The 26,667-nt window shown below is 72.3% G+C and carries 22 protein-coding genes; 6 read left to right on the top strand and 16 right to left on the bottom strand.

Going from position 1 to position 26,667, the window contains the following annotated elements; all coding sequences use genetic code 11:
• The first annotated feature begins 55 nt into the window (after nucleotides 1-55).
• Both AB0J21_RS10770 and AB0J21_RS10765 read left to right on the top strand, forming a co-directional pair.
• On the top strand, nucleotides 56-1,621 hold the full coding sequence (locus AB0J21_RS10770; RefSeq protein ID WP_363145508.1) for a putative T7SS-secreted protein: 1,566 nt from the start codon (nucleotides 56-58) through the stop codon (nucleotides 1,619-1,621).
• Between the two features lie 3 nt (nucleotides 1,622-1,624).
• The gene (locus tag AB0J21_RS10765; protein WP_363145507.1) at nucleotides 1,625-1,999 is read left to right on the top strand and encodes a hypothetical protein; all 375 of its coding nucleotides are present in this window, start codon (nucleotides 1,625-1,627) and stop codon (nucleotides 1,997-1,999) included.
• 453 nt (nucleotides 2,000-2,452) lie between these two features.
• Here AB0J21_RS10765 and AB0J21_RS10760 read toward each other — a convergent pair whose 3' ends face one another.
• Complete coding sequence (locus tag AB0J21_RS10760) at nucleotides 2,453-3,736, bottom strand: adenylosuccinate synthase (protein ID WP_363145506.1); 1,284 nt, start codon at nucleotides 3,734-3,736, stop codon at nucleotides 2,453-2,455.
• 220 nt (nucleotides 3,737-3,956) lie between these two features.
• Here AB0J21_RS10760 and AB0J21_RS10755 point away from each other — a divergent pair, with 220 nt between their 5' ends.
• On the top strand, nucleotides 3,957-4,856 hold the full coding sequence (locus AB0J21_RS10755; RefSeq protein WP_363145505.1) for a diacylglycerol kinase: 900 nt from the start codon (nucleotides 3,957-3,959) through the stop codon (nucleotides 4,854-4,856).
• 63 nt (nucleotides 4,857-4,919) lie between these two features.
• Here AB0J21_RS10755 and AB0J21_RS10750 read toward each other — a convergent pair whose 3' ends face one another.
• From AB0J21_RS10750 to AB0J21_RS10730, 5 genes are all read right to left on the bottom strand, one after another.
• On the bottom strand, nucleotides 4,920-5,588 hold the full coding sequence (locus AB0J21_RS10750) for a response regulator transcription factor (protein ID WP_363145504.1): 669 nt from the start codon (nucleotides 5,586-5,588) through the stop codon (nucleotides 4,920-4,922).
• Nucleotides 5,585-7,132 carry a histidine kinase gene (locus tag AB0J21_RS10745; protein WP_363145503.1) on the bottom strand — a complete coding sequence of 516 codons (1,548 nt, stop codon included), beginning with the start codon at nucleotides 7,130-7,132 and terminating at the stop codon, nucleotides 5,585-5,587. Before AB0J21_RS10745 ends, AB0J21_RS10750 begins: the two co-directional genes overlap by 4 nt.
• Before the next feature lie 259 nt (nucleotides 7,133-7,391).
• On the bottom strand, nucleotides 7,392-8,897 hold the full coding sequence (locus AB0J21_RS10740; protein ID WP_363145502.1) for an MFS transporter: 1,506 nt from the start codon (nucleotides 8,895-8,897) through the stop codon (nucleotides 7,392-7,394).
• A gap of 196 nt (nucleotides 8,898-9,093) precedes the next feature.
• On the bottom strand, nucleotides 9,094-9,663 hold the full coding sequence (locus AB0J21_RS10735; protein ID WP_363145501.1) for a TetR/AcrR family transcriptional regulator: 570 nt from the start codon (nucleotides 9,661-9,663) through the stop codon (nucleotides 9,094-9,096).
• A gap of 361 nt (nucleotides 9,664-10,024) precedes the next feature.
• Nucleotides 10,025-10,192 carry a hypothetical protein gene (locus AB0J21_RS10730; RefSeq protein ID WP_363145760.1) on the bottom strand — a complete coding sequence of 56 codons (168 nt, stop codon included), beginning with the start codon at nucleotides 10,190-10,192 and terminating at the stop codon, nucleotides 10,025-10,027.
• Between AB0J21_RS10730 and AB0J21_RS10725 the strand changes: the two genes are divergently transcribed.
• Nucleotides 10,110-11,030: a glycosyltransferase gene (locus AB0J21_RS10725; RefSeq protein ID WP_363145500.1), complete on the top strand. Its 921-nt coding sequence runs from the start codon at nucleotides 10,110-10,112 to the stop codon at nucleotides 11,028-11,030. The two genes, AB0J21_RS10730 and AB0J21_RS10725, sit on opposite strands and share 83 nt — an antisense overlap.
• A gap of 50 nt (nucleotides 11,031-11,080) precedes the next feature.
• On the opposite strand, the gene AB0J21_RS10720 is transcribed toward AB0J21_RS10725, so the two are convergent.
• The 9 genes from AB0J21_RS10720 to AB0J21_RS10680 all read right to left on the bottom strand — a co-directional run bounded on the left by AB0J21_RS10720 (nucleotide 11,081) and on the right by AB0J21_RS10680 (nucleotide 21,312).
• Nucleotides 11,081-12,013, bottom strand: a complete 933-nt coding sequence (locus AB0J21_RS10720) for an alpha/beta hydrolase (protein WP_363145499.1) — start codon at nucleotides 12,011-12,013, stop codon at nucleotides 11,081-11,083.
• Between the two features lie 273 nt (nucleotides 12,014-12,286).
• Nucleotides 12,287-13,741 (bottom strand): kynureninase, encoded by a 1,455-nt coding sequence (gene kynU / locus AB0J21_RS10715; RefSeq protein WP_363145498.1) that lies wholly within the window; start codon nucleotides 13,739-13,741, stop codon nucleotides 12,287-12,289.
• Nucleotides 13,734-14,675, bottom strand: a complete 942-nt coding sequence (locus AB0J21_RS10710) for a tryptophan 2,3-dioxygenase family protein (protein WP_363145497.1) — start codon at nucleotides 14,673-14,675, stop codon at nucleotides 13,734-13,736. The genes kynU and AB0J21_RS10710 overlap by 8 nt, the downstream gene beginning before the upstream one ends.
• Nucleotides 14,676-14,867: 192 nt before the next feature.
• Entirely contained in the window at nucleotides 14,868-15,281 is a 414-nt protein-coding gene (locus tag AB0J21_RS10705; RefSeq protein WP_363145496.1) for a DUF3151 domain-containing protein, read from the bottom strand.
• Nucleotides 15,282-15,591: 310 nt separating this feature from the next.
• Entirely contained in the window at nucleotides 15,592-16,614 is a 1,023-nt protein-coding gene (gene fbaA / locus AB0J21_RS10700) for a class II fructose-bisphosphate aldolase (RefSeq protein ID WP_363145495.1), read from the bottom strand.
• A gap of 460 nt (nucleotides 16,615-17,074) precedes the next feature.
• Nucleotides 17,075-17,620, bottom strand: a complete 546-nt coding sequence (pyrE, locus tag AB0J21_RS10695; protein WP_363145494.1) for an orotate phosphoribosyltransferase — start codon at nucleotides 17,618-17,620, stop codon at nucleotides 17,075-17,077.
• A gap of 379 nt (nucleotides 17,621-17,999) precedes the next feature.
• Nucleotides 18,000-18,812 carry an aldose 1-epimerase gene (locus tag AB0J21_RS10690; RefSeq protein WP_363145493.1) on the bottom strand — a complete coding sequence of 271 codons (813 nt, stop codon included), beginning with the start codon at nucleotides 18,810-18,812 and terminating at the stop codon, nucleotides 18,000-18,002.
• Between the two features lie 145 nt (nucleotides 18,813-18,957).
• Entirely contained in the window at nucleotides 18,958-20,262 is a 1,305-nt protein-coding gene (locus AB0J21_RS10685) for a hypothetical protein (protein ID WP_363145492.1), read from the bottom strand.
• A gap of 465 nt (nucleotides 20,263-20,727) precedes the next feature.
• The gene (locus AB0J21_RS10680; RefSeq protein ID WP_363145491.1) at nucleotides 20,728-21,312 is read right to left on the bottom strand and encodes a DUF2617 family protein; all 585 of its coding nucleotides are present in this window, start codon (nucleotides 21,310-21,312) and stop codon (nucleotides 20,728-20,730) included.
• 1,115 nt (nucleotides 21,313-22,427) lie between these two features.
• Between AB0J21_RS10680 and AB0J21_RS10675 the strand changes: the two genes are divergently transcribed.
• Nucleotides 22,428-23,636, top strand: coding sequence for a pyridoxal phosphate-dependent aminotransferase (locus tag AB0J21_RS10675; protein ID WP_363145490.1), 1,209 nt, complete (start codon nucleotides 22,428-22,430; stop codon nucleotides 23,634-23,636).
• Between the two features lie 37 nt (nucleotides 23,637-23,673).
• On the opposite strand, the gene AB0J21_RS10670 is transcribed toward AB0J21_RS10675, so the two are convergent.
• Nucleotides 23,674-24,828, bottom strand: a complete 1,155-nt coding sequence (locus AB0J21_RS10670) for a hypothetical protein (RefSeq protein WP_363145489.1) — start codon at nucleotides 24,826-24,828, stop codon at nucleotides 23,674-23,676.
• A gap of 272 nt (nucleotides 24,829-25,100) precedes the next feature.
• Between AB0J21_RS10670 and AB0J21_RS10665 the strand changes: the two genes are divergently transcribed.
• Nucleotides 25,101-25,811, top strand: a complete 711-nt coding sequence (locus AB0J21_RS10665; protein WP_363145488.1) for a GNAT family N-acetyltransferase — start codon at nucleotides 25,101-25,103, stop codon at nucleotides 25,809-25,811.
• Nucleotides 25,812-26,667: the final 856 nt, after the last annotated feature.

Genomic DNA, 26,667 nt, shown 5'->3' with positions numbered 1-26,667 from the left:
GCCCGCCCCCGGCGCATGGCAGGGTAGTCGCCGACGACACGGAGAGGGGGCTTCGGTGGCTGCGTACCGTCCGGCGGACTGGCACGTCCTGGACCTGGACAAGGACCCGGTGCCAGGTGATCCGCAGCGAGTGAAGAAGCTGGCGGCCTCGCTGCACGACTTCGCGGACGACGTGGCCCAAGTCCTGCGCGACATCAAGGGGATGGCGGGCGAGGACGCGATCCTGTCCTGGGCCGGGAAGACCGCCGAATCCTTCACCGAGGAGTTCCAGGAAGCCCCCGGCAAACTGAAGAAACTCAAGAAGTCCTACGACCTCGCCGGCGACGCACTCGCCTCCTACTGGCCCGACCTGGAGAACGCGCAGAACCAGGCCGACAAGGCGCTGAGAGACGCCCGCACCGCCCGCGCCGACCTCGCGTCCGCACACACGGCTCTCGGCACCGCCACCGAGGGCGTGCGCACGGCGGACGCGAAGGCCGACTCCTACGACCCCGCCAAGAACCACGGCCGCGACGTCCCCAAGCCCGACGAGGCCGAGGTGCGCCGCGCCACCCGCAACGCCACCCACGCCCACGAACGGCAACAAGCCGCACAAGACCGCGTGAACGACGCACAGAGCGCCCTGGACGCGGCGAAGAAACTCGCCGAACAGGCACGCGGCCTGCGCCAGGAGGCGGCCCGGCGCACGGTCAAGAAGATCGAGGACGCCTCCGACGCCGGTATCCCCAACCGCCACTGGTGGGAGGAGGCCGTCGACTGGGTCGCCGACCACTGGGACGAGATCGTCACCGTCTGCAAATGGGTCGTGACCATCGTCGGGCTCATCGTGATGATCGTCGGCGGCCCGCTCGGCTGGCTCGTCTTCGCCGCCGCCCTCGTCGTCATGGCGGACACGATACGAAAAGTCATCAACGGCGAAGCCGGCTGGAGCGACCTCATCTGGGCCGCCCTCGACTGCATCCCCGCCACCAAAGGCCTCACCAGCCTCGCCAAACTCGGCAAACTCTGGAAAGCGGGCGGACTCCGGGCGCTGGGCGGCGGGGCCCTCAAAGGCATCGGCGGCGGACTCAAAGGGCTGGCCGGTGGAATCCGCGACGGATCGGCCAGTGTCGTCACCGCCGTCAAGGGGCTGGCCTCCCGAGGCAAGAGCCCCTTGTCATTCAAGGTCACTCCCTTCAAGGACGGCCGCCCGGGTATGCTCGTGTTCCGCCCAGGAGACACTCTCCTGAAAAGCATGAACCGCATCAAGAGCAATGGAAAATTCGATATCGGGATTCACGGGTCACCCACATCGGTGGGATACCAGATCAAAGAGGGGGCCGCTCATCTGGGTGAGAACTGGCACCATTTCGACCATCGCGAGATCGCATCCCTGATGCGCGCGCACGGCTGGAACGGAGAGCCCGTCAGGCTCCTCTCCTGCCAGACCGGCATGAAGGCTGACGGGTTCGCGCAGAACCTGTCCAATGCCCTCGGCGTCACAGTGGAGGCCCCCAACGACTTTCTATGGGTCTGGCCGCACGGAAGGACCGCCGTGGCCCCATTCAATTCCGCCGGAAACGGCATCCATCCCAGCATCCGCGGCGCCTTCGACATATTCCATCCCCATGGAGGGAGCTAATACATGCCCAAGCTGCCTGTACCTCATCGAGTGGGCGAAGCCCAAGAGGAAGCCGAGTTCAGCACCGACGGTCTTTCGGGTGAGATCATCGGCCGGCTGTCCAGCTTTCTGGAGGAGGCCGAGCCCCTGCTCTTTTCGCCGGGCACGATGCAGGACCCTTTTTCCGACTCCGTGAACATGCAAGTACGCGTCGGCATCATGACGGACGGGGAATGGGTCTGGCACCTCGCGTGGTCAGATTACGTCCACTACCACCACGTGTCGCCGCCGAGCGAGTTCCTTGAGCACATCGCCGCATTGGATTACACGGCCCCGGAGATCTCCGTCGAACGGGCCATGGAGATCATCGAGGCCGAAGGGATTCCTCTGCCTGATTGAGTTGCCCACGAGGAACCGGTGGTGGTCCCCTCGGACGAGGACAGAGCGTCGCCTCCCCGCGGACCGGAGTGGAGATCCTCAGCGCGAGGGGCGGCGGCACGGACGCGCCGGCCCCTGAGCGGGTTCCCTGTGCACCGCTGTCGCCCTCCCCGCGGGATTCCCGCGACGCGTCCGCGAGTTCGGCCGCCATCCCCCTGCCGTCCCGGACGAGCAGGCATGCGGCGTTCTCCGCGATCTGGGTGTCACGGTGGACTGACGGCTCGCGGCTCCGCAGCCGCGTCCTTGACCTGACCGGTCCGCCCGTCGCCGACGTGCTCCGCGACAGGAACCCCGCCGCGGTGACCGCCCCACAAGCGGGACGCGCCCCGGCGGCGGGGTGACCGGATGCGGTATCCGGTCACCCCGCCGAACGTCACCTCGTCGTCCTCAGCCGGGCGAAACGAGCCGTCGTCCTCAGATGAACGAGTTGACCTGGATGGTCTCCGTGCGGCCCGGGCCCACGCCGATCGCGGAGATCGGGGCGCCGGACATGTCCTCCAGGGCCTTCACGTAGTCCCGGGCGTTCTTCGGGAGTTCGTCGAAGGTCTGGGCCTTGGTGATGTCCTCGGACCAGCCCGGCAGGTACTCGTAGACCGGCTTCGCGTGGTGGAAGTCGGTCTGGCTGTAGGGCAGCTCCTCGACGCGCCTGCCGTCGATGTCGTACGCGACGCACACCGGGATGCGCTCCCAGCCGGTCAGGACGTCGAGCTTGGTCAGGAAGAAGTCGGTGAGGCCGTTGACGCGGGTCGCGTAGCGGGCGATCGGCGCGTCGAACCAGCCGCAGCGCCGGTCGCGGCCGGTGGTGACACCGCGCTCCCCGCCGATGCGGCGCAGCGCCTCGCCGTCCTCGTCGAGGAGTTCCGTCGGGAAGGGTCCCGCGCCCACGCGCGTGGTGTACGCCTTGAGGATGCCGATGACCCGGCTGATCTTCGTCGGGCCGATGCCGGAGCCCGTGGAGGCGCCGCCGGCGGTCGGGTTCGACGAGGTGACGAAGGGGTACGTGCCGTGGTCCACGTCCAGGAGCGTGCCCTGGCCGCCCTCCATCAGGACGACCTTGCCCTGGTCGAGGGCCTGGTTGAGGACCAGCGAGGTGTCCGCGACGTACGGCTTGATCTGGTCCGCGTAGCTCAGCAGCTCCTCGACGATCTGCCCGGGCTCGATCGCGCGGCGGTTGAAGAGCTTGACGAGCATCTGGTTCTTTATGTCCAGCGCCGCCTCCACCTTCTGCAGGAGGATCGACTCGTCGTACAGGTCCTGGACGCGGATACCGGTGCGGTTGATCTTGTCGGCGTAGGTCGGGCCGATGCCGCGCCCCGTCGTGCCGATCTTCCGCTTGCCGAGGAAACGTTCCGAGACCTTGTCCACCGTCACGTTGTACGACGTGATCAGGTGCGCGTTTCCGCTGATCAGGAGCTTGGACGTGTCGACGCCTCGCTCGTTCAGTCCGCTCAGCTCGGAGAGCAGGACCGCCGGGTCGACGACGACACCGTTGCCGATGACCGGCACGCAGCCGGGCGACAGAATGCCGGAGGGGAGGAGATGCAGCGCGTACTTCTGGTCGCCGACAACGACGGTGTGACCCGCGTTGTTGCCACCTTGGTAGCGCACCACGTAATCCACCGAGCCACCGAGCAGGTCGGTGGCCTTCCCCTTGCCCTCGTCACCCCACTGAGCACCGAGCAGCACAAGTGCGGGCACAGGCGTACACCCCTTCCGGGCGGGGCATGTCCAAGGTCGGGGCGTACGTGGCTACGACGTACACCGTTATCCCGGCGTCCGCCCGCAGGTAAGCGCGCACGTTCGCCGTCGACCGTCTTTGGCCGCGAGCCGTCGGACCGGTGCCCCGGAATAGACGAAGCCCCTGGCGCAATAGCGCAAGGGGCTCTTGCACAAAGACTGTACCCGAGGAAGGACAGAGGTGTCGGCTCCAGAGCCCGCCGCGTGCGGAGCGCCCTCGCTGCTGGTCCTCGTCGACCCCGCCGCCCGGCGGGTGGACGGCGAGTCCGTACGGATCGCCCGGGACGTCCTGGGCGCCGGAGCGCACACCAAGGTGTGCCTGCCCGAGGGGCCCGAGGAGTTCGCGCACGCCCTGCACCGCAGAGGGGCCCGGCAGCCCGTCGTGGTGGGTGACGACCGGGCGCTGCTGCGGGCCGTGTCCGTCCTGCACCGCGACCGCACGCTCGGCTCCTGCGTCGTCTCCCTCGTCCCGGTCGGGAGCGGGGGCCTGGACCTCGCGCACTCCCTGGGCGTCCCCACCTCGACCGTCGCGGCGGCCCGCGCCGTCCTGGACGGCTCCCCCAGCCCCCGTGACCTGCTGGTCGACGACAGCGACGGCGTGGTCCTCGGCCGGCTCCTGGTCCCCGCGCCGCCGAGGGACACCGGGCACGCGCACGCCGCGCACTGGCTGCGCACCTGCCAGTCCCTCGTCCGCACCCTCGCCGCGCGGCCCGCGCCGGGCGGGCACCACCCGGGGCACGGGCCGGAGGCCGGTCCGTACCGGCTGCGTGTCGAGGCCGACGGGAAGATCCTCGCCGACCTGGACGAACCCGTCGACGCGGTGACGATCACGCCCTCCGTCGCGGGCCTCGCCGACATCGAGATCCACCGGCCGGGCGCCACCGCCACCACCACCCCGACCAGTACGGAGCCGCGGGGCGGCGCCGAGTCCGGGGCGGCGGCCGTGCTCACGGCCCGGGCCCGTCGCGTCACCGTGTCCGGGCCCGACTTCCACTACCGCGCCGACACCCTGACCTCGGGCCCCGTCCGGCACCGCACCTGGGCGGTCCGCAAGGCGGCGTGGACACTCATGCTGCCGTGACCCGGGGCCGGGGGCGGACCTTCGGGCTGGTCCCGGGGGCCGTCCTCGCGGCTGTCCCGGCGGCTATCCCGGGGTGACCAGCCGCGCCTCGTACGCGAAGACGGCGGCCTGCGTACGGTCGCGCAGGCCCAGCTTCACGAGCACCCGGCTGACGTGGGTCTTGACCGTCGACTCGGCGACCACGAGGCGCTTGGCGATCTCCTGGTTCGACAGCCCCCGCGCGACCTGGATCAGCACCTCCGTCTCCCGCTCCGTCAGCTCCCCGTACGCCCCGCCCCGGTAGGCGGCGGGGCGCGCGGGCGCGTCGGCGACCTTCGCGAACTCCGTGATCAGCCGCCGTGTCACGCTCGGCGCGAGCAGCGCCTCGCCGCTCGCCACGATCCGCACGCCTTCGGCGAGCTGACGCGCGGAGGCGTCCTTGAGCAGGAAGCCGGAGGCGCCCGCGCGCAGCGCCTGGTACACGTACTCGTCGAGGTCGAAGGTGGTCAGGACGAGCACCCGCGCCCCGCAGTCCGAGGCGATGATCTCGCGCGTCGCCTCGATCCCGTTGAGGTTCGGCATGCGGATGTCCATGAGCACGACGTCGGGCCGCAGCCGCACCGCCGCGTCCACGGCCTCGCGCCCGTCCACGGCCTCCCCGGCGACCTCGATGCCGGGCATCGCGTTGAGCAGCACCGAGAAACCCTCGCGGACCATCATCTGGTCGTCGGCGATCAGTACGCGGATGGTCATGCCGCACCGCCCCCGGCGGCGGGCCGTCCGGACGGGCGGGGGCTCTTGACGAGGGACGTGCGCGGGGCCGGGGCGCCGGCGACGACGGCCGGGGACAGGGCGGCCAGGGTCGTGGTGCGGGAGGCCGACCCGGCCTCCGGGTCTGCGGCCGGCCCGGCGGCCGGGGCCTCGTCACGGGCCGCTTCCGCCTGCTCCTCGCGGACCGCTTCGGGCTGCTCCGCACGGGCCGCTTCGGGCTGCTCTTCGGGATCGGGGGCGACCGGGAGGAACACCGTCACCTCGAAGCCGCCGTCCCCGGTCGGACCGGTCGTGATCACCCCGTCGAGCATCGCGACCCGCTCCCGCATCCCGGTCAGCCCGTGCCCGGCCCCGGCCGAGGGCCTCGGCTCCTGCGCCGGGGCGCCGTTGACGATCCGCAGGCCCAGGCCGCCCAGCACGTAGGAGAGTTCGACGCGCGCGGAGGCGCCCGGCGCGTGCCGCAGCGTGTTGCTCAGCGCCTCCTGGACGATCCGGTACGCCGACAGCTCGACGCCCTGCGGGAACTCCCGCACCGCGCCGGTCACCACCTTCTCCGCCCGCACCCCGGCCTCCTCGACGTTCGCGAGCAGGCCGTCCAGCGCGGCGAGCGTCGGCTGCGGCGCGTCCGGCACCTCGTAGTCCTCGGAGCGTACGACGCCCAGGACCCGCCGCAGCTCGGTGAGGGCGGCGACCGCGTTCTCCCTGATCGTCACGAACGCCGCCTCCAGCTCCGGCGGCGTCCGCTCCACGCGGTAGGGCGCGGCCTCCGCCTGGATCGCGACGACCGACATGTGGTGCGCGACCACGTCGTGCAACTCCCGCGCGATCGTGGTGCGTTCCTCAAGCAGGGTGCGGCGCGAACGCTCGACGAGGGTCACCTCGTCCTTGACGGCGACCTCCGCCTCCTTCACCGCGACCTCGCCCCGGGCCCGCTGCCAGCCGCGCAACGCCACGATGGCGATGAGCAGGAGCGCCGTCAGCACGAAGAACGTCGCCACCGCGCCGTCCATCCCCGTGGACACGGGCGAGCCCCACAGTCCGACGAGGAGACTCAGGAACCACACCTCGAAGGCGACGCGGGGACGGGACTGGAACGCCACCACCGCCATCACCAGGCAGTGCGCGCCGAGCCCGAACGGCGTCCCGCCGAAGGCGGCGGGCGCCAGACAGCACACCAGGGAGATCCACCACGCGCCCAGCGGCCGGAACAGCGAGAACGCCGTGACCAGCACGCCGACCCCCGCCAGGAGCGCGCCGCTGCCCTCGTCGGCGTACGCGGCCAGCGCGACGCACAGCGCCACGAACAGGACGGTCGCCTGCGGCAGCCGGCGCGCCGCCGAGCGCACCCGCTGCGGGAGCAGCAGCCACCCGCCCCGCTCCGTGTCCATCGTCGGCACCGGCCGGAACGCGAACGCCCCCGTGACGAGGTCGGCCCGCAGGGCCCGCAGCGCACCGGCCAACAGGTGCCGCTCCGTGGCCGGCGCCGGCCGCTCGGAGCCGGAAGTCGAAGTCACCGTCTCTGTCATGCCAGCACGGTAGGCGCAAGGGCGGCCCCCGGTCGTCCCCAGCGAAGCGGATTCCGGCGCCCCCGAGCCGTCCGCCGGAAGTACGACGGGGGCGGTGCCGGGGGATGACGGGACGACCGGAAAGGACGGAAGGAGGTCCTGCCACGGCGGGCCCCGACGCGGCACGGAACCACCGGTCATGTCCCGCTCCGCCCCGCCGCCGGCTCGGTGTGAGGGCGGCCCAGGCGGCCCCCGCCGCCTGGGCCGCCGGACCCGGGGTTCAGTGGGCGGAAGCCACGACCGGTTCCTCGTCGGAGCTGCTGCGCTGGACGTCCTTGCCCTGGTGACCGGTGTTGATGAGCGTGAACGCGGTGGCCGAGGCGAGGGCGAGGATGCCGGCCGCCCACCAGATGGCCGTCGAGAAACCGTGGACCATCGCCTGGAGCTGGAGGAGATGTCCGGCCGCGGGGGTGGTCGCGTCATGGGCGTGGTCGCCGGCGTAGCTGGTGGTGGCGCTGGTGGCGAGAGTGGACAGCAGGGCGGTGCCGATGGCGCCACCGATCTGCTGCGAGGTGTTGACCATGGCGGAGGCCACACCCGCGTCACGAGGCTTCACGCCACGGGTGGCCAGGCTCATGGCGGGCATGAACGCCGTGCCCAGGCCCAGGCCCATGAGGAACAGCCCCGGCAGCAGTACGGCCGCGTACGAGCTGTCGACCTTGATCTGCGCCAGGATCACCAGCGCGCCGGAGGCGAGCAGGAACCCGGGGCCCATCAGGAAGCGGGGAGCGACCCTGGTCATCAGCCGGGCGCCGACCTGGGTGGAACCGGTCATCATGCCGGCCACCATCGGCAGGAAGGCGACTCCGGAGATCACCGGGCTGTAGTCGAGGACCACCTGCAGGTAGTACGTCAGGAACAGGAACAGCCCGAACATGCCCACCACGGCCATGCCCAGCGAGAGGTAGGCGCCGCCCCGGTTGCGGTCGAGGATCACCCGCATCGGCAGCAGTGGTGCCTTCACCCGCCTCTGGACGACGACGAACAGGGCCAGCAGGACAGCCGCCGCGGCGAACAGGGCGACGGTCGACGTGGAGCCCCACCCGTCGCTCTCGGCACGGCTGAACGCCCATACCAGCGAGGCCAGTCCGCCGGAGGCCAGCAGCGCACCCGGCAGGTCCAGACGGTCCCCGTTTCGGCTGCCGGCCGGCTCCCGCACCTCCAGCACCGAGCCGGTGATCGCTATCGCGGCGATGAAGATGTTGACCAGCAGCGTCCAGCGCCAGTTCGCGTACTCCGTCAGCACCCCGCCCAGCAGCAGGCCCACGGCCGCGCCGCCGCCCGAGATGGCACCGTAGATGCCGAACGCCTTGGCCCGCTCCCTGCCCTCGGTGAACGTCACCGTGAGCAGGGACAGAGCGGCAGGTGCGAGCAGCGCGCCGAACGCGCCCTGGAGCGCGCGGGCGCCCAGCAGCATTCCGGTGTTCACCGCGGCCCCGCCCAGCGCGGACGCCAGTGCGAAGCCGACCAGCCCGGTCACGAAGGCCCGCTTGCGGCCCCATTTGTCCGCGATCCGTCCGCCCAGGAGCAGCAGGCCGCCGAACGCCAGCGCGTACGCGGTGACGACCCACTGGCGGTTTCCGTCGGAGAAGTGAAGGGCGCGCTGCGCCGAGGGCAGGGCGATGTTCACGATGGTGCCGTCGAGCACGACCATCAGCTGTGCCAGGCAGATGAATATCAGCGCCTTCCAGCGCCGTGGATCAAGGGGGGTCGTCGAGGACGACATGATGGCGATCACCTAGCGATTCGTGTGGAAGAAGTGGAAGAAGTAGAGGGAGGGGAGGGAGCGGGCGCCGGCACAACCGCGCGCTGGCGCCCGGGCTCCCCTTCCGGCAGGTCGGTTTCCGGCAGGCCGGTTTCCGGCAGGCCGGTTTCCGGCAGGCCGGTTTCCGGCAGGCCGGTTGCCGACCTGCGCCGTGTGGTCACGACTCGGCCCGGTCCGCCGGGCCGGGGCCGGTCCGGGCGGTTCCCGAGGGGGCCTGAGAGGTGGCCAGGGGCAGGATGACCTCCTGGATCACCCGCCTGACGAAAGCGGAGTCCGGAGGCGCGCCGCGCAGGAGTACACGCTGGAAGATGAGGGCCGGGAGCAGTCCGGCCAGCAGTTCGAGGTCGCGCTGCGGAGCGATCTCCCCCCGCTCGACCGCCCGCCGCAGGACGGTTTCGAGCACGTGGCGGCGGGACTGCTCGAAGTGCTGCTCGAACACCTCGCGCAGTCCGCTGTCCCGCATCACGGCGGAGATCAACCCGAGCATCACCCGGGTCTCGAAGACGTTGCCGCCCTCCGAGAACGCGCAGGCGATCTCCTCCAGGTCTCCACTCAGGGAGCCGGTGTCCGGTTCCGCGAGCCGGCCCTTCAGGCGCCCGACGGCCTCCATGACCATCTCCGCCTTGCCGGACCAGCGCCGGTACACCGCGCCCTTGCCGGCATGCGCACGAGCCGCCACCGCGTCGATCGACAGGCGCTCGTAGCCGATCTCGGCCAGGAGTTCCAACGCCGCCCGGCACAGTTCGTCGTCCCGTGACGGATCCCGAGGGCGCCCTCCCCCACGATGATCCGCTTTCCGCTCCGCGGCGCCGACAGCGCTCGGGTCCACGGAAACACCCATGGGGCCACCCCCTCTAGTGGTACGAGCACGTTCCGGAACGCTACCGTACCGTATCCAGGGAGACGGCGAGAGCCCACCGGGCCTCCCGCGCCACGTCCGCCGCGAGCCGGCCTGGCCGGTCGCAGCCTCACTCCGCCCCGCCCCGGCCCGGCCGGGACAACGAGCAGGCCGCCCGGCCCCGCAACTCACTCCACTCCTCCGCTCCTCCGCTCCCAGGGAGGCACAGGCACGAATCCCGGCGGGGTGGTCATTTCGCGAAGAAGTGACCGTATCGCCCGGTATTGGCTAGCATCGGCGCTCCGCCACCGCGCCGACCACCGGAGTCCGCCGCCATGCCGCTGTCCCAGCCGCCGTCGCCGTCGCCCTCGCAGCCGCCGTCGCCGTCGCCGCGTATCGGGGTGGTCATCGTGACCATGGGCACCCGGCCGCGCGAGCTGGCGGCGCTGCTCGCCTCGGTGGAGCGGCAGGACGTGCCCGCGACGCGGGTCGTCCTGGTCGGCAACGCGACGCCCCTCACCGGGATCGCCACGGACGCGACCAAGGTCCCGCTGGAGGAGAACCTGGGCTGTCCGGGCGGCCGGAACGTCGGCCTGCGGATGCTGCGCGACTCGGGCGAGGCCGATGTCGTCGTCGAGCTGGACGACGACGGTCTCCTCGTCGCCGACGACGTGTTCCGCAAGGTCCGGGACCTGTTCGCGGCGGACCCCCGGCTGGGGATCATCGGGTTCCGGGTCGCCGACGAGAACGGGCACACCGAACGACGCTGGGTGCCCCGGCTGCGGGCGGACGACCCGATGCGCGGCGGCCCGGTGACCGCCTTCCTCGGCGGCGGCCACGCCCTGTCGATGCCGATGCTCCGGGAGACCGGTCTGTGGCCCGCCGAGTTCTTCTTCGGGCACGAGGAGTCCGACCTGGCCTGGCGCGCGCTCGACGGCGGGTGGCAGATCCGCTACGAGCCGGGGCTCGTGCTCCAGCACCCGAAGACGTCCCCGGCCCGGCACGCGGCCCACTACCGGTTCACCGCCCGCAACCGGGTCTGGCTGGCCCGCCGCCGGCTCCCGGCCGCTCTCGTCCCGGTCTATCTCGGGACGTGGGTCCTTCTCGCCATGGCGCGGACCCGGTCCCTGGGGAACGCGAAGGCGTGGTGGGGCGGGTTCTTCGAGGGCGCGCGGACACCGTGCGGCCCGCGCGGGTCGATGAGATGGCGCACGGTGTGGCGCATGACCCGGCTGGGACGCCCGCCGATCCTCTGAACCGGCCGGCCGCGGCCGACTCGCCTGTCCTCGAAGGGGCCGCTCCCCGCCTACCAGGCGAGCTGGGCGATCTCCTCCGCGACGACGGCGCAGGCGTCCGCCGCGGGGTCCACGAGCGGGAAGTGGCCGACGTCCTCCAGCAGGGTCACGCCGACCAGTTCGCCGGCGGCGGCCGCGGCCTCCGCGAAGGAGTCGGCGATCTCCGGCGGCACCTCGCGGTCCTCCCGGCCGTGGACGAGGGTCGTGGCGATGCCCGTCGGCAGCAGCGCCACCGGGTCGGCGTACGGGAGCCGTCCCCCGAACCGTTCGGGGCCGCCGAGGAACTGTTCGGCCGCGCCCTCGCACACCTTGCCCTCGCGGGCCAGGACGAGATCGGCGAGCGGGGCGAGCGCCACGACCCCGCGCAACGGGGGCGCGGCGGCCCGGTACCAGGGCGCGTCGGCGGGCAGGTTGTGGCGGGCCGCGGCCCACAGCGCCAGGTGGCCGCCCGCCGAGTGACCGGTGAGCACCGTACGGGACGGATCGGCGCCCGGCAGCGCGCGGCGGGCCAGTTCGGGGAGCGCGTCGACCGCGGTGGCCACGTCGTCGAAGGTCTCCGGCCAGCGGCCCGCCCTCGGCGGCCGGCCCTGCTCGGGCAGCCCCGGTCCCCTGCGGTACTCGACGAGGGCCACCGCGAAACCGCGCCTGGCCAGGAAGTCCGCGAACGGCGTCAGGTGCCGGCGGTCGTACCGCTCCCGCCAGGCCCCGCCGTGCAGGACCGCGACCAGCGGGCTCCCGCTGCGTCCGTCGTGCGGCGCCCAGAAGTCCACGACCTGGTCCGGGTGTTCGCCGTACGAGGCGGTCGCGTCCGGCGTCAGCTCCGGGTGCGCGAACAGCGATGCGGCCTCGGCGGCTTCCGCGGCCTCACGCTCCGCGGCCTCGTGAGCGTCGTCGGCCCTGGGGGACCTGTCGGCCTCGTGCGCTTCGTCGGCGTCGTCCGGCATTCTCCAGCTCCGTATGTCCCTGGTGCTTTTTGCGCGTCTCTCCGTCCGTGAACCCCGTTGCGGCGCGCCGGGCTTCCCCTGCGTTCTCCGGCAAGTCGCCGCGCGGGCACGGTGGATGGCGGGACGCTATCAGGCGTGTGACATGGGCGGACAGCGGCGTGGCGGCGGTGGCCCGGCGGGTGGGCCGGGGCCACCGCCGCCCCTCACCCCCCGGGACCGGGGCCGGTACGGGTACGGGTACGGGCCCGGGTTGGGGTCCGGGTCCGGGTTCGCTCAGTCACCGCGCACCGTGTCGGCCAGGACGCGGGCCGCGCGTTCCGCCTCCTCGAAGCCGAGGTAGAGCGGGGTGAAGCCGAAGCGCAGGATGTCCGGGGGCCGGAAGTCGCCGACGACACCGCGCTCGACCAGCCGGGGCATGACCCCTGCCGCGTCCGCGCAGCGCAGGGCGATCTGACTGCCCCGTTCCTCGTGCGCCGCCGGGGTCACCGGCTCCAGACGGCCCGCGGGCACCTGCCGGTCGACGCACTCCAGGAAGAAGTCGGTGAGCGCGAGCGACTTGGCCCGTACCGCCGCCACGTCCACGCCCTCCCACACGCCGAGGGCCGCTTCCAGGGCGAGCAGCGACAGGATGTCGGGGGTGCCGACGCGGCCGGCCGTCGCGCCCTTCGCCGGGGTGTACTCGCCGTGCATCCCGAAGGGTTCGGCGTGCGAGTTCCAGCCCGGCAGCGGCGAGTCGAAGCGCGGCTGGTGCTCGGCGCGCACGTACAGGAAGGCCGGTGCCCCGGGCCCTCCGTTGAGGAACTTGTACGTGCAGCCGACCGCGAGGTCGACGCCGTGCGCGTCGAGCCCCACGGGCAGCGCGCCCGCGCTGTGGCACAGGTCCCACACGGTGTACGCGCCCGCCTCGTGGACCGCCGCCGTCAGCCCGGGCAGATCGTGCAGCCGGCCGGTGCGGTAGTCGACGTGGTTGAGCAGCACCGCCGCCGTCCGTCCGCTCAGCGCCCCCGGCACCTCGGCGGGCAGTACGGGCACGAGCCGGTGACCGGTCAGCCGGCCGGCCGCCTGCGCGAGGTAGCCGTCCGTGGGGAAGGTCGAGACGTCCACGAGCACCTCGTCACGCCCGGGGCCCGCCAGACGTACGGCCGCGACGAGCGCCTTGAAGAGGTTCACGCTCGTCGAGTCGCCCACGACGACCTGCCCGGGGCCCGCCCCGACGAGCGGGGCGATCAGCTCGCCGACCCGCTCCGGCGCCGTCCACCAGCCCGACTCCGTCCACGAACGGATACCGAGGCCGCCCCATTCACGGGTCACGACCTCGTGCAGCCGCTCCGGTACGGCCTTCGGGAGCAGTCCCAGCGAGTTCCCGTCGAGGTAGACGACGGACGGGTCGAGGACGAACCGGTCCCGGCAGTGCCGCAACGGGTCCTTGGCGTCCAGCCGCCGCGCGATCTCGGCGAGCCCCGCCTCGACCACCGCCCCCACGGCGGGCGAGTCCGGCGGCAGCGGGGCGGCCTCGTCCCGCGCCCAGGGGGTGCTGGAGTCCAGGACCTCAGGGGTGGTCGGGGCGGGCGGAGTGGTCGCCGGGTTCGCCGGGGAGAGGGGGTCGGCCGGAGTGGCCGGGGAGAGGGCGTCGGCCGGAGTGGCCGGGGCCCGCGAGGGGGCCGAGGCCCGCGTGGGCGCCGGAGCCCCGAGGCTCGGGGGCGTGGGGTGGTTCGGGGTCTCAGACATGGCTGCGGGCCGTCCAGAGTTCGGGGAACACGTTGTGGGAGGCGCGCTTTTCCAGCCAGGCCACCCCGGCGGAGCCCCCCGTGCCGACTTTGGAGCCCATCGCGCGGCGGGTCGCGACCAGATGGTCGTTGCGCCATCGCCACACCAGTTCGGCGACGTCCGTCAGCGCCTCGCCGAGCCGCACCTCCTCGCCCTGCTGATCGCCGGTGTAGATGTCGGCCCACACGCGCTCGACCTCGGGCGAGGGCTCGTGACGGGTGCTGAGGTCCCGGTCCAGCACCGAGGGCGGCACCGGATGGCCCCGGCGGGCCAGGAACCGCAGCGCCTCGTCGTACACGCTCGGTTCGTGCAGCGCCTTCTCCAGCTCGCCGTGCGCACGCGGGGTGCCCCGGTGCGGGACGAGCATCGAGGCGGACTTGTCCCCGAGCAGGAACTCCAGCCGCCGGTACATCGCGGACTGGAAACCGGAGCCCTCGCCGAGCGCCGAACGGTACGAGTTGAACTGCGCCGGGGTCAGGCCCGCGAGCGGCGTCCACGAGGCGTTCAGCGCCTCCAGCTCCCGTACGGAGCGTTTCAGGGCGTCGAGCGCGGTCGTCAGGTCGTCCTCCCGCAGGGCCCGCGCGGCGGTCTCCCACTCGTGGACGAGGACCGTGAACCACAGCTCCATGACCTGGGTCGTGACCAGGAAGACCATTTCCCCGGGATCGTCGGAGAGCTGGTGCTGAAGGTGGGTGAGGACGTCGGCGTGGACGTAGTCCTCGTACGGCGTACTGCCCGCGAAGTCGAGGTTCGGGTCCGTCGGGGCCGTCGGGGCCGTCGGGCTTCCCGGGTCCGTCGGGCTTCCCGGGTCCGTCGGGCTTGCCGGGGCCGTCCGGCTTGCCGGGTCCGCTTCGGTGGCGGGCAGGTGCGGGCTGGCGACAGGGTCGTGCGACATCAATGTCTCCTGGAGACGTGCTGCCGGGTAGCGGTCCGCCCCTGCCGTTCCCGTACGGCACACCCGTGCGGGAGAACAGGGGGCTCCGGTCCCCTCGGGCCCCTCACACACGCGAACGGGCCCACCCGCATCCTCCGTCGCACCCGAGGGGGACGGCAAGGCGGGAGGACCCGTGACGGAGGAACCGCCGGTTCAGCCCAGCGTCTGCGCCGCCGTCGGAGAGGAGTCACGCAGGAACTCGGTGCACCGCTCGTACTCGTCCTTCTCGCCGATGGCCTGGGCGGCGCGGGCGAGCGCGTGCAGGGCGCGCAGGAAGCCGCGGTTCGGCTCGTGCTCCCACGGCACCGGGCCGTGGCCCTTCCAGCCGTTGCGGCGCAGCACGTCGAGGCCGCGGTGGTAGCCGGTACGGGCGTAGGCGTACGACTCGACGGTGTTGCCCGCCTCGAAGGCGTCGTCCGCCAGCAGCGCCCAGGCCAGCGAGGACTTGGGGTACTTCGCGGCGACCTCGGAGGCGGGGCTGCCCGAGGCCAGCAGCTCGCGCGGCTCGGTCTCTTCGGGCAGGTGGGTCGGGGGGACTCCCCCGAGAAGGTTCTCGTGAATGGCCATGGGTTCCAGTCTGCCTGGCCCGGGCCGGGAACGGGGCCGGGCCCCCGCTCCGATATGAGGATGCTGTCGCATCCACGGGGAGAGCGAGGGCCCAGTGGGACCGAAGAGGCCAGGAGGGAGGCCGGGACCGCGCGGAGACCGGGCACGGCCGGAGACCGGCGGCCGGGACCGGCGGCCGGGACCGGCGGCCGGGACCGGCGGCCGGGACCGGCGGCCGGGACCGGAAGTCGGAGACCGGCACGGCCGGACCGGCGCCCGGAGACGGGCGCCCGGAGACGGGCGCCCGGACGCACGCCACCCGGCGTACGGGTTACTTCAGTCGGGTGCCGGTCGAGCGGAGGTTGGCGCAGGCCTCGGTGACGCGCGCGGCCATGCCGCCCTCGGCGAGCTTGCCCCAAGTGCGGGGGTCGTAGACCTTCTTGTTGCCGACCTCGCCGTCGACCTTCAGCACACCGTCGTAGTTGCGGAACACGTGGTCCACGACGGGCCGCGTGAACGCGTACTGGGTGTCGGTGTCGAGGTTCATCTTCACGACGCCGTTCTCCAGCGCGGTCGCGATCTCCTCGGCGGTCGAGCCCGAGCCGCCGTGGAAGACGAAGTCGAAGGGGCTGGTCTTGCCGAACTTGGCGGCGACGCCGTCGTTCAGCTCCTTGAGCAGGTCGGGACGGAGCACGACGTTGCCCGGCTTGTAGACGCCGTGCACGTTGCCGAAGGAGGCGGCGAGCAGGTAGCGGCCCTTCTCGCCCAGGCCCAGCGCCTCGGCGGTGCGGATCGCGTCGTCCACCGTGGTGTAGAGGTTGTCGTTGATCTCGTGCGAGACCCCGTCCTCCTCGCCACCGGTCGGGGTGATCTCGACCTCCAGGACGATCTTGGCGGCCTTGGCCTTGGCCAGCAGCTCCTGGGCGATCGTGAGGTTGTCGCTCAGCGTCTCGGCGGAACCGTCCCACATGTGGGACTGGAACAGCGGGTTCTCGCCGGCCTTGACGCGGGCCTCGGAGATGTCGAGCAGCGGGCGGACGTAGCCGTCCAGCTTGTCCTTGGGGCAGTGGTCGGTGTGCAGCGCGACGGTCACCGGGTACTTGGCGGCGACGACGTGCGCGAACTCCGCGAGGGCCACGGCGCCGGTGACCATGTCCTTGTTGTACTGGCCGCCCAGGAACTCGGCACCACCGGTGGAGATCTGGATGATGCCGTCGCTCTCGGCCTCAGCGAAACCGCGCAGGGCGGCGTGCAGGGTCTGCGAGGAGGTCACGTTGATGGCCGGGTAGGCGAACTTGCCTGCCTTCGCCCGGTCGAGCATCTCGTTGTAGACCTCGGGGGTTGCGATGGGCATGTGTCCGCTCCTTGTGATGTGCGGGTGTGTTGCGAAGACGTGCGATGACCCTGACCTGGTGGCGACGGCGGTGTCGGCCGGTCCCATCTTTCCAGACTTGCCGACCCGCTCCAGTGCGGAGGGCAGGGGTGAGACGACCGGGGGAGGTTTCACGTGAAACATCGCAGGTCGGGGGCGTGATGGCCCGGACCGGCGATGTTTCACGTGAAACATCACGAGCTACGGCTCGGACGTTCAGCCGAGCGTCCGGTGGCCCACTTCAGGGGCCGGTGAGGCCAGGTTCATAGCGCACCAAGAGCGCACCCGGCAGCACCCGACGCGGGCGCCCTGTACCGGGGCGGCCCACTGTGGGCACACACGCGGTGGGCGCACGCGGTGGGCGCACGCGGTGTGGGCACGCGGTGTGGGCGCTCGAAGCTCAGGGGCTTACCCGGGCGTTCGGACGGGCGCACTCAGGCGTTCAGAGGCCCAGTTCCTTCAGCGCGTAGGCGTAGACGTAGGGGACGCCTGCCTCACCGGAGATCTTGTCGCCGGCCCCGGTGTCCCGGTCGACGATCGTGGCGACGGCGACGACCTGCGCGCCCGCCTCCCGTACGGCCTCGACGGCGGTCAGCGGGGAGCCCCCGGTCGTGGAGGTGTCCTCGACCACGACGACCCGGCGGCCCTTGATGTCGGGGCCCTCGACGCGACGCTGCATCCCGTGCGCCTTGGCCGCCTTGCGGACCACGAAGGCGTCGAGACGCCTTCCGCGCGCGGCGGCGGCGTGCAGCATCGAGGTGGCGACCGGGTCGGCCCCCAGGGTCAGCCCGCCGACGGCGTCGAACTCCAGGTCCTCGACCAGATCGAGCATCACCTGCCCGACCAGGGGCGCGGCCGCACCGTCGAGGGTGATCCGGCGCAGGTCGACGTAGTAGTCGGCCTCCAGCCCGGAGGAGAGGGTCACCTTGCCGTGCACCACGGCCTTGTCCTTGATCTGCTGGAGCAGCTCGGAACGTGCGTCAGTCATGGCCACGAGCTTAAGCGGCCGCCGCGCCGCCCGTCCGGGGCGGGCGGCGCGGGAGCGCGGCGGACACGGCGCGCGGCGGACCACGGATGCGCGGCGGACAGGTGTGCGGCGGACATGGGTGCGCTGGTGCGGGCGCCCACCCGAAGAGCAAAGGCCGCCGAAGCTGACACAGCCAGGGCCGCCAGAACAGAGGCCGCCGGAGCTGACACAGCCAGGGCCGCCAGAGCAAAGGCCGCCAGAACGAAGCCGCCAGAGCAGAGGCCGTCCAGAACGAAGGGCGTCAGCACGAAGGCCGTCAGGGCGGAGCCGTCGGAGCAGGAGCGACCGGAGCGTAGGCCCTCAGACCGGAGCGGGGGCCCTCAGACCGGAGCGGAGGCTCTCAGAGCAGGCGCCAGCTCCACGTGGTGCTCGCTTCCAGCGGGTCGATCGGGGTCACGAGGCGCGGGTGGGTGTTGAGGCCGTTGGGCGGTCCGCTCTGCGGTTCGACGCACACGTAGTCCTCGGGCTCGTCGAAGACCACGACCCACTTCTCGCGGCTCTTGACGGTCAGCTCCAGCTCCCCCGGCCAGGTCAGCAGGACGGTGACCCCGTCGGGCATCCCGAAGCAGTCGTCCCGGGGTCCCGGCAGCGGGTCGATGCGCTTGCCGGTGGGCAGGTGGTCGGCGCCGCGCTCCTCCTGCCAGCCGGGCTGGAACTCGATGCGCACGTCCTCGCCCCCGTTGCCGAGATTGCGCCGGAACCAGGGGTGCCAGCCGACCTGCGCGGGGAAGGAGTCGCCGTACGTCTCGATGCCCATGTGGAGCGTGAGGGAGTCCTCGGTCAGCTCGACGTTCTGGGTGACACGTCCCGGGTACGGCCACGGATCGACCAGGTCGTACGTGAAGGAGGCGGTCTCCGTGCCCGGCTCGGCCTCGCCGGTGCGCGCGACGTTCCAGGTGTGACCGCGCACGGTCCCGTGGATCGCGTGGGGGGCGTCGTTGAGCGGCAACTGGTGGGTGACGCCGCCGTTCACGAATCGTCCGTCCCGGGTCCGGCCGCACCAGGGGGCCATCGGGAACGAGCCGTAGTGGTCGCCGGAGCGCAGCAGTTCCTGCCCGCCGACCACCAGACTGCTCAGCCGGGCGCCGAGGTCCGGGCGCACGGTGACGGACGAGTTTCGGACGGTCAGCGTCGTCTCTTGTTCGGTGCTCACGGGGTGACCTTACGTCCAGCCACGCGCACCGGCCCCCGTCAAGATCGCACGGATTCCCGGCAGCCGAGAGCGCACGGAGTCCCGGCAGCCCGGAGATCCCCGGGCTGCCCCGCGGACCCCGGCTCACAGCACGGCGGCCTTCTCTTCAGCGGCGGCGCCTCAGCGCACGCCCCGCGACGATCGCGGAAGCCACCACGAGCGCGGCGGCCGGCGCCGCCCAGCGCAGGGTGTCGGCGGCCGAGGAGGCGGAGGCCATGGCGACCGGCGCGTACCGGCCCCTGGGCGGCGCGTGGTCGACCTCCTCGGCGCTGCGGCCGATCATCGTCCGGCGGGCGTGCGCGGCCTCGGCCGGAGGCACCACGTCTCCGGCGGCCTCCGCCTCCTGGACGACGCGCTCCACCTCGTCGTCCACGTCGTCCGGCCCGAGCGAGGACGGCGGCACCTCGGTCTCGAAGATCGAGATCTGCGCATCGTCTTCTGCGTCCGCGTCCTCCGCGTCCGCGTTCTCCGCGTCCGCGTTCTCCGCGTCCGCCACGTCCCCCGCGCCTCCCTCACCTGCGTGAGCCGCATCGCCCTCGCGAGCCTGATCACCCTCACCAGCCTGATCACTCGCGTGAGTGTCATCGCCCTCGCGAGCCTCGTCGCCGGGAGCCTCGTCGCCCCCGCCCGCCGATTGCTCGGCCTGCCCGGCCTGCTCGGCCTGCCCGGCCTGCGGAGACTCCGGGGTCCGCCGAGCCGACTCCGAACCGGCCCCCGCCCCCGCCCCCGCGTCCGCCTTAGCCCTGGGCGTACCGTCCTTAGCCTTGGACGTACCGTCCTTCGCCCCGGACGTACCGTCCGCGTGCGCGTCCGCGCTGCCGTCGGTGTCCCGCCCGTCCTCCGGGCTGTCGGCGCTGTTCTCCGCGTCCATGCCGCTCTCCCCCTCCGTAGGCGTCTGCCCGCCCTTGCCGTCGTTCCCCGCGACACCGCTCGCACCCGTGGCATCGTCCGCAGCCTCCGGGGCCCGCACGGCCTGCGGCGGGCGGCCTGCCTGGCCGAGGTTGGCCGCGAATCGGTTGAGCAGGCGGTGCAGTGCGGATTCCACGGCCGGTTCGTCCAACTCGGTGAGCCGCCCCGTGACCTGACCCGTTCCCGCGAAGGCCGCCGTCGTACCGCCCTCTGTCGCGCGGAGCGTGAGCGTGAGGACGGCGTTCACGGTGCCTTCGCCCCGCGCCTCCACGGCCTCGACGCGGAGCGTGTAGGAGCCGTCGCGCGCGGCCTCGATCCGAAGCGCCCCCCGGTACGTGACCGTGTGGGCCGCGATCCGCAGCCGCAGCCGTCCGGCGACCGGCGCGGAGCCGTCCTCCGGGTCCGGCAGCAGGCCCGGGACGCTCTCGGTGAGCAGCGGGCGGTCACCGAGGGCGCGGCGCAGCGACTCGGGTGCGGCCGGGACGAACACCTCATGCTCCATGGCCGCCGAGCCTACCCAGGACGGGGCGATCCGCACCTGCTGATGCACGGTTGCCTCACATCTCCACCGCCACCACAGACGCCACCGCCACCGCTCACGCCTCGCCGGCTCCCACGGTTCTCGTCCCGTACCGGCGCGGTACCCACCGCGAGGACTGGAGAACGGGGCTGTGGCGGTTCTTCTTCCCGATGGCCGGGAAACAGCGGGCACCTCAGCCGCCGACTCAGCGGGCGGGCCCCACGCCGCAGAGAAGACGCCCAAGACGACAGCCCGAGCCAGGACGACGGACCACACGAGGCCCAGGACGCCGGCCCGCACGAGGGCCCGCACGAGGGCCCATACGACGCCGAAGCCGGAGGCCGGGAAGGCGGCCGGCACGGCAGTCGAGAGGACGAGTGAGACAGACACAGAGAGTCGCGATCCGTTCATGACGACTACTCTACGTAATCGACGAGCGCTCCCCTGTCACCCACACGGGTGAAATTGCGGCATCCGTCGGCGTGCCCCTCGCCCTGCGGCGACGCCAGCCCCCACGCCGCTGAGCGACACCCGTCCCGCGAGCCGGGTACGAGTGGCGACGAGCTGCCCTTCCTGCGGATAGGCGTGCCAGGTGCGCCACTGGGTCTCACCGTCGCGACGCTGGGCCAGCAGCGCGGTGAACGCGTCGGGGCTGCCCGGAAAAACGCCGACCAGCCCGTGCGGGTGTTCCGCGATGAGCGCGATCAACTCCTGGGCACGCCCCTCGAAGTGACTGGCGGGCAACTCCTCGACGTGCGCGGCGAAGTGGTAGTCGAAGGGCCCGACCTGCTCGGCGACGCCGATGGGCAGCGGGTTGCCGCCGTCGGACAGACAGGCCACCGTCTCCGAACAGCGCCCACGGTCGTCCTCGATGAGGATCTGGTGCGAGGCGCCGAGCAGCCGCAGTTGCAGGGTCGCGTCATCGAGGGTGAGGTCGAGGGTCGCCAGAGCCGGAAGGGGCTCCCGGCCCAGCTCCCAGGCGAGATCACTCGCGCGCGTGTCGGTGTACGTGGTTTTCAGTTTCGTGAGCATGGTTCGGCTCCACAGGCGCGCAAGGACGGTGGCGGGCTCCGCCCTCGGGACGGACCGGAGGGAACGAGGACCGGCCGCGCCCCCGGGGCCCGTTGTGCGGGACGGGACGAGGGTGAGGGAGTAGCCGACTCACACCCCGGTACGCGCCCAGGGGCGTGGACGGGACGTTCGGGAAGCGGCGACGTTTTAGAGGGAATCATGAACTCTGGTGCCCTGACAGCCTTTTCGCCCTTCTCCTGGTGGTTTTCCATCCCCCGAGGGCCGAACAGTTCACATGTTCAACAAACCCGGAAAACGGATAGGCGTTCGGCTGCGCACGCGGTCCCACCACCTGTACGCGCCGGACGCACTCCCTGATCTTCACCGGCGCCGCCCCCAGCCCAAGCCAATCCATACGAAGGTACGAACAGCAGACGAAAGTACGAGCCACGGACCACGGACCACGGACAACAGCAGGACCAGCAGGACCAACAGACAGGCGCGCCCCGGCCCCCGAGAAGGCGAACTCCTGAGGGCCGGGGCACGGGCGGACCAGCTGCCCCGTGTCAGCTGCCTCCGCCACACCCTCCACCGCCTCCTCCGCAGGAAGAACCTCCCCCGCAGGAGGAACCGCCTCCACAGGAGGAGTGCGACCCACCGCCCCCGCAGGAGTGGTGCCCACCGGAATGACCGCCGGAATGACCGCCGGAGTGATGGCCGGACCCGGACGACGAGGAGTCGGAGGACGAAGCCCCGGACGAGGAGGACGAGGACCCGGAGTCCCACGCTCCGACCCACCAGCTCCCCTCCGCGCCGTGGTATCCCGCCCGGCCGCCGTTACCCACCCGGCCTCGGCCCCGGCTGCGGCCCCCGCCGCTCCGGCCCCCGCCGCTCCGGCGCCCGCCCCCGCTCTTGCGCGCCAAGGCGCTGATGATCACCGCCGCGCAGATCACCATGAAAAAGACGAATACGAAGCCGGATTCTCCCCAGGTGCTGAACATGGCGACACCCCCGATCCTGTCCCCCGTGGGCGGCCCCCCGTAGGCGCCGCCGCGTGTGTGTCCCGGAGATGCCCGCCCCGTTTCGCGGCCAAAGCAGAGTTGAGGAAGTCCAGAGCTTCGGCGCAGGATGGCGCCATGACCTCCACGGACAGCACAGCCCAGGGCGCCGGGAGGTCCGCGCGCCCGCTCCTGAACCCACGGCTCGCCGAGTTCGGCACGACGATCTTCGCGGAGATGTCCGCGCTCGCCGTCCGCACCGGCGCCATCAACCTCGGCCAGGGGTTCCCCGACACCGACGGCCCCGCCCAGGTACGGGAGGCGGCGGTACGGGCGCTGCGCGAGGGAAGAGGCAACCAGTACCCGCCGGGTCCCGGCGTCCCGGAGCTGCGCGCGGCGATCAGCGCCCACCAACAGCGCTTCTACGGGCTCGACTTCGACCCCGACACGGAAGTCCTGGTCACGGCGGGGGCGACGGAGGCGGTCGCCGCGTCGATGCTGGCGCTCGTGGAGCCGGGCGACGAGGTCATCGCCTTCGAGCCGTACTACGACTCGTACGCGGCGAGCATCGCGATGGCCGGCGGCGTCCGGGTCCCGCTGACGCTGCGCGCCCCCGGGTTCCGCCCGGACCTGGACGCCCTGCGCGACGCGATCACCCCGCGCACCCGTCTCCTCCTCCTCAACAGCCCGCACAACCCGACGGGCATGGTCCTCACCGGGGAGGAACTGAACGCGATCGCCGAACTGGCGGTGGAGAACGACCTGTTGGTGGTCACGGACGAGGTCTACGAGCACCTCGTCTTCGCCGGTGAGCACCGTCCGCTGATCTCGCTCCCCGGGATGCGCGACCGCACGGTGTCCATCTCGTCGAGCGGCAAAACCTTCTCGTTCACCGGCTGGAAGGTCGGCTGGGTCACGGGATCGCGGGAGCTGGTGGCGGCGGTGCGCTCGGCGAAGCAGTACCTGACCTTCGTCAGCGCGGGCCCCTTCCAGTACGCGATCGCCGAGGCGCTCGCTCTCCCCGACAGCTACTACGAGGACTTCCGGGAGGACCTGCGCGCCAAGCGCGACCTGCTGTCCGCCGGGTTGCGCGAGGCGGGCTTCACCGTTCACGAGCCGCGGGGCACGTACTTCGTCACGACGGACGTGGCCCCGCTCGGCGAGAAGGACGCCGTCGCGTTCTGCCGCGCTCTGCCCGAGCGCTGCGGAGTGGTCGCGGTGCCCAACTCCGTCTTCTACGACGACCCGGAGCCCGGCCGCACCCAGGTCCGTTTCGCGTTCTGCAAGAAGCAGGAGGTCCTTCAGGACGCCGTCGCCCGTCTGGGACGACTGCGACTGGGAGCCTGAGCGGAAGCGCGAGACGGGGGCGGGGGCGGCGAGGGCTTCAGCGCCGCACGGAGCCCGTACCCGCCGCCCGCTGCTCCAAGGCCGCCCGCACCAGGGCCCGGCCCCTGGTGACGGTGTCGGTGGCGCGGGCCCTGGCGGCCCGTTCCTCCTCGGTGACGGCCGCGCAGCTCGCACACGGGCCCTGCTCCCGTACCGGACGGCCGCAGCCCTCGCACTCCGACCACCACGGACGTCCGGCCAGCCCCGACCAGCGCGGACGGTCGACGAGTTGCCGCCGGTCAGGCCCAGAAGCGCGCGCGGACTCCGGCGGCCCGGACACGTAGGCGGACTTCGGCGGATCGGACGCGTACGCGGACTTCGGCAGCTCGGGGGCGCGCGCGGGCTCCGGCGGTTCGGGGGCGGGCGGGAGTTTGCGGGTCAGGCGGTCGCGCAGCAGGGCGACCGCCGAGTGAAGGCGCGTGGGCAGGCCGCCGAGCAGGGCGGCGGCCAGATCCCGTTCGCCGTAGCCGCGCTCCAGCCACTCGTGGACCAGCGGCGCGAGGCTCAGGGCCTCGACCGCACCGATCCGCAGCCGGGGTTCCGTACGGACCACGCTGCACAGCGTGGACGCCGCCCGCGCCACGGAGTCCCCGTGGGGCCGCTCCTCCTGCCCGGAACCTCGCCCGGAACCGTCGTACGCCTCAGATACGGACGCCTCGGACGCGGACGCGAGCCCCGGGGCGGACGCGGACACGGGCTCCCGCGCAGGGACGACCGGTACGGGCGCGAGCGCCGACGTGCGCTGCGCGGGGAGGGAGGGTTTTTTCCCACCGTTCTTTACGGGGTGGGCGCCGGGCGCACCGGCCTTCAGTTCACCGGGACCCGGGAAACCGGTGTCCGGGACGTCAGCTCCCGGGGCGGCTCGCGGCACGTCGTACACGTGTACCTCGGTGACGAAAGTGCCGTCCGGGCGACGGATCTTGTTGACCCAGTAGTAGCCGAGCGAGGCCAGTTCCCGCAGGCCCCTGGCGACCGCGATACGTCCCTGGGGGCTGCTGTCGGCCATGTGACGGCCGTCCTCCGACCAGTTCTCGGGACGGGAGAGGAGATCGACCAGCAGACCGCGCGCGGTGTACGACAGGCGGCGGTCCTGGAGCAGAAGGTTCGGGAGAACCGTGAAACCGCGCGCGTGACGGCTACGATGAATACGCATGAGGAGTTGTCGTCCTTGTGCCGGACCCCGGAGCGTTGGCGCGCTGCCGGGGTCATCTATGCGACCGCCACCTGGAGCGCGGTCACTTTATGAGTTCATTCCGTGACAGAAAGTACCACGGGTCACGAGCGGTGATTGCCCGACTTGTTCCCGGCCTTGTTCCCGGCCCAGTCCCCAGCCTTGGACGCACGGACGTCCCACCCCCACGGCGGCGGACAGGAGGGGCGGCTGTTCCCCCGGCCCACCGGTTGCGGTCGTGCTCTAATCGCCGGATGACGAAGATCGAACCGGGGCTGATACGACGCTGGCTGGACGGCTGGACCGTCGCCCGCTCGCTGCCCGAGGCCCAGCCGACCGAACCCGCCGGGGACGGCCTGCGGTCCGAGTGCGGCCAACCCGGCCGCGAGGTCGAGGTGTTCGCACTGCGTGCGGACGAGGAGCCCGAGTCCCTGGCACGACTCGCGGCAGCCGTCGCCGCCGAGCGGCAGACCACCTGGCTCACCGTGCCCACGCTGCGACCGGGCGCGGCCGAAACCGTCGTCCGCGACGCCGGACTGGAGTTGCTCCACCGGTCCGAATGGTTGATGACGACCGATCTGAGCGAGCACCCTCAGCACCCTCAGCGCCCTCAGCAACCGAGGCACGCGTCTGCCGTGCCGTACGAGCGCGAGGTGCGCACGGAGGGACCGGTCACCGTCGTCTCCCTCCGCGCCCCCTCAGGAGAGGTGGCGGCGCGCGGCAGCGTCGCCGTGGTCGGCGGGGACGCGATCGCCGACCGCGTCGAGACGGACGCCGCCCACCGCCGACGCGGCCTGGGCCGCACCGTCATGCACGCCCTGGCGGAGACCGCCGTGTCCCAGGGGGCCCGTACCGGCCTTCTGCTGGCCAGCGAGGAAGGCCAGCGCCTCTACTCCTCCCTCGGCTGGCACCACAGGGCCGACGTCCTGATCGCCCGGGGGCCGGTGATTCCCCCCGTCCGGTAGGACGTCCACCGGGTCGCCCGCCTGGTCGTCCACCGGGTCGTCCACAGGGGAGCCGGTCGACGCCCGATCGGGCGGCATCGTGGGGCCGTGCGGCTTGTCCTGGTGAGCGAGTGGGCGCGGCGCCGCACAGTGCAGCCTGTGAGCGAACTCGTGAGGGCCGACACCGGTAGCGGGCGGACACGGACCACTCGGATCAACCGGATCAACCGGATCAACCGGATCAACCGGATCAACCGGACAAGGGGGAGCCGGGCTGGAACCACCCTGGCAGGTGCCATCCGGGCGGGAATCTGGACGCGCCCCGGGGCTGAGGGCCGGGTACGGGAGATCTGGCCCGGGGCACGCTCCTGGCCCCGCCGACCGACCGACGGGCCCCCCGGCCGCCCCGCAGCCGGCGCGGGACAGGCCGACAGAACACCGGGACCGGTCGACGACGGGCTCCAGGAGCCGGATCCGACACCCGGGGCCCCCGGCACGGCGCCCGGCGGATGGACCTCCTGGGCCCGCACCGGGTGGACCAGGCAGAGACCCGACGCCGACCGGGGCCCCGGGACCGACCAGAGCCCCGGAGCCGGCCGAAGCCCCGGGACCGGCCAAAGCCCTGGGACCGGCCGAAGCCCCGGGACCGGCCAGCAGCCCGGACCCGGCCAGAGCCCCGGACCCAGCCGACGCCCCGGCCGACGACCCAGCCGACGCCCCAGCCGGTGGTCCGGCCGCTGGCCCGGTGAGTGGCGCGGGCGCCGCGGTGAGTGGCGCGGGCGCCCCGGTGAGTGGCGCGGGCGCCCCGGTGAGTGGCGCGGGCGCCCCGGTGAGTGGCGCGGACGGGCCGGGGCGGCTCTGCGGTCGGCCGCGCCCG

Source organism: Streptomyces sp. NPDC049954, from assembly GCF_040656295.1.
GTDB lineage: Bacteria > Actinomycetota > Actinomycetes > Streptomycetales > Streptomycetaceae > Streptomyces.
The sequence above is the reverse complement of the archived record's forward strand: the minus strand, read 5'-3'. Positions and strand labels throughout refer to the sequence as shown.

Coding starts and splice junctions, on each gene's coding strand:
- fbaA (WP_363145495.1), bottom strand. CDS start 16,614: ATGCCCATCGCAACCCCCGAGGTCTACAACGAGATGCTCGACCGGGCG.
- AB0J21_RS10720 (WP_363145499.1), bottom strand. CDS start 12,013: ATGCCGGACGACGCCGACGAAGCGCACGAGGCCGACAGGTCCCCCAGG.
- AB0J21_RS10725 (WP_363145500.1), top strand. CDS start 10,110: ATGCCGCTGTCCCAGCCGCCGTCGCCGTCGCCCTCGCAGCCGCCGTCG.
- AB0J21_RS10740 (WP_363145502.1), bottom strand. CDS start 8,897: ATGTCGTCCTCGACGACCCCCCTTGATCCACGGCGCTGGAAGGCGCTG.
- AB0J21_RS10765 (WP_363145507.1), top strand. CDS start 1,625: ATGCCCAAGCTGCCTGTACCTCATCGAGTGGGCGAAGCCCAAGAGGAA.
- AB0J21_RS10750 (WP_363145504.1), bottom strand. CDS start 5,588: ATGACCATCCGCGTACTGATCGCCGACGACCAGATGATGGTCCGCGAG.
- kynU (WP_363145498.1), bottom strand. CDS start 13,741: ATGTCTGAGACCCCGAACCACCCCACGCCCCCGAGCCTCGGGGCTCCG.
- AB0J21_RS10665 (WP_363145488.1), top strand. CDS start 25,101: ATGACGAAGATCGAACCGGGGCTGATACGACGCTGGCTGGACGGCTGG.
- AB0J21_RS10675 (WP_363145490.1), top strand. CDS start 22,428: ATGACCTCCACGGACAGCACAGCCCAGGGCGCCGGGAGGTCCGCGCGC.
- AB0J21_RS10730 (WP_363145760.1), bottom strand. CDS start 10,192: ATGGTCACGATGACCACCCCGATACGCGGCGACGGCGACGGCGGCTGC.
- AB0J21_RS10745 (WP_363145503.1), bottom strand. CDS start 7,132: ATGACAGAGACGGTGACTTCGACTTCCGGCTCCGAGCGGCCGGCGCCG.
- AB0J21_RS10705 (WP_363145496.1), bottom strand. CDS start 15,281: ATGGCCATTCACGAGAACCTTCTCGGGGGAGTCCCCCCGACCCACCTG.
- AB0J21_RS10670 (WP_363145489.1), bottom strand. CDS start 24,828: ATGCGTATTCATCGTAGCCGTCACGCGCGCGGTTTCACGGTTCTCCCG.
- AB0J21_RS10685 (WP_363145492.1), bottom strand. CDS start 20,262: ATGGAGCATGAGGTGTTCGTCCCGGCCGCACCCGAGTCGCTGCGCCGC.
- AB0J21_RS10680 (WP_363145491.1), bottom strand. CDS start 21,312: ATGCTCACGAAACTGAAAACCACGTACACCGACACGCGCGCGAGTGAT.
- pyrE (WP_363145494.1), bottom strand. CDS start 17,620: ATGACTGACGCACGTTCCGAGCTGCTCCAGCAGATCAAGGACAAGGCC.
- AB0J21_RS10710 (WP_363145497.1), bottom strand. CDS start 14,675: ATGTCGCACGACCCTGTCGCCAGCCCGCACCTGCCCGCCACCGAAGCG.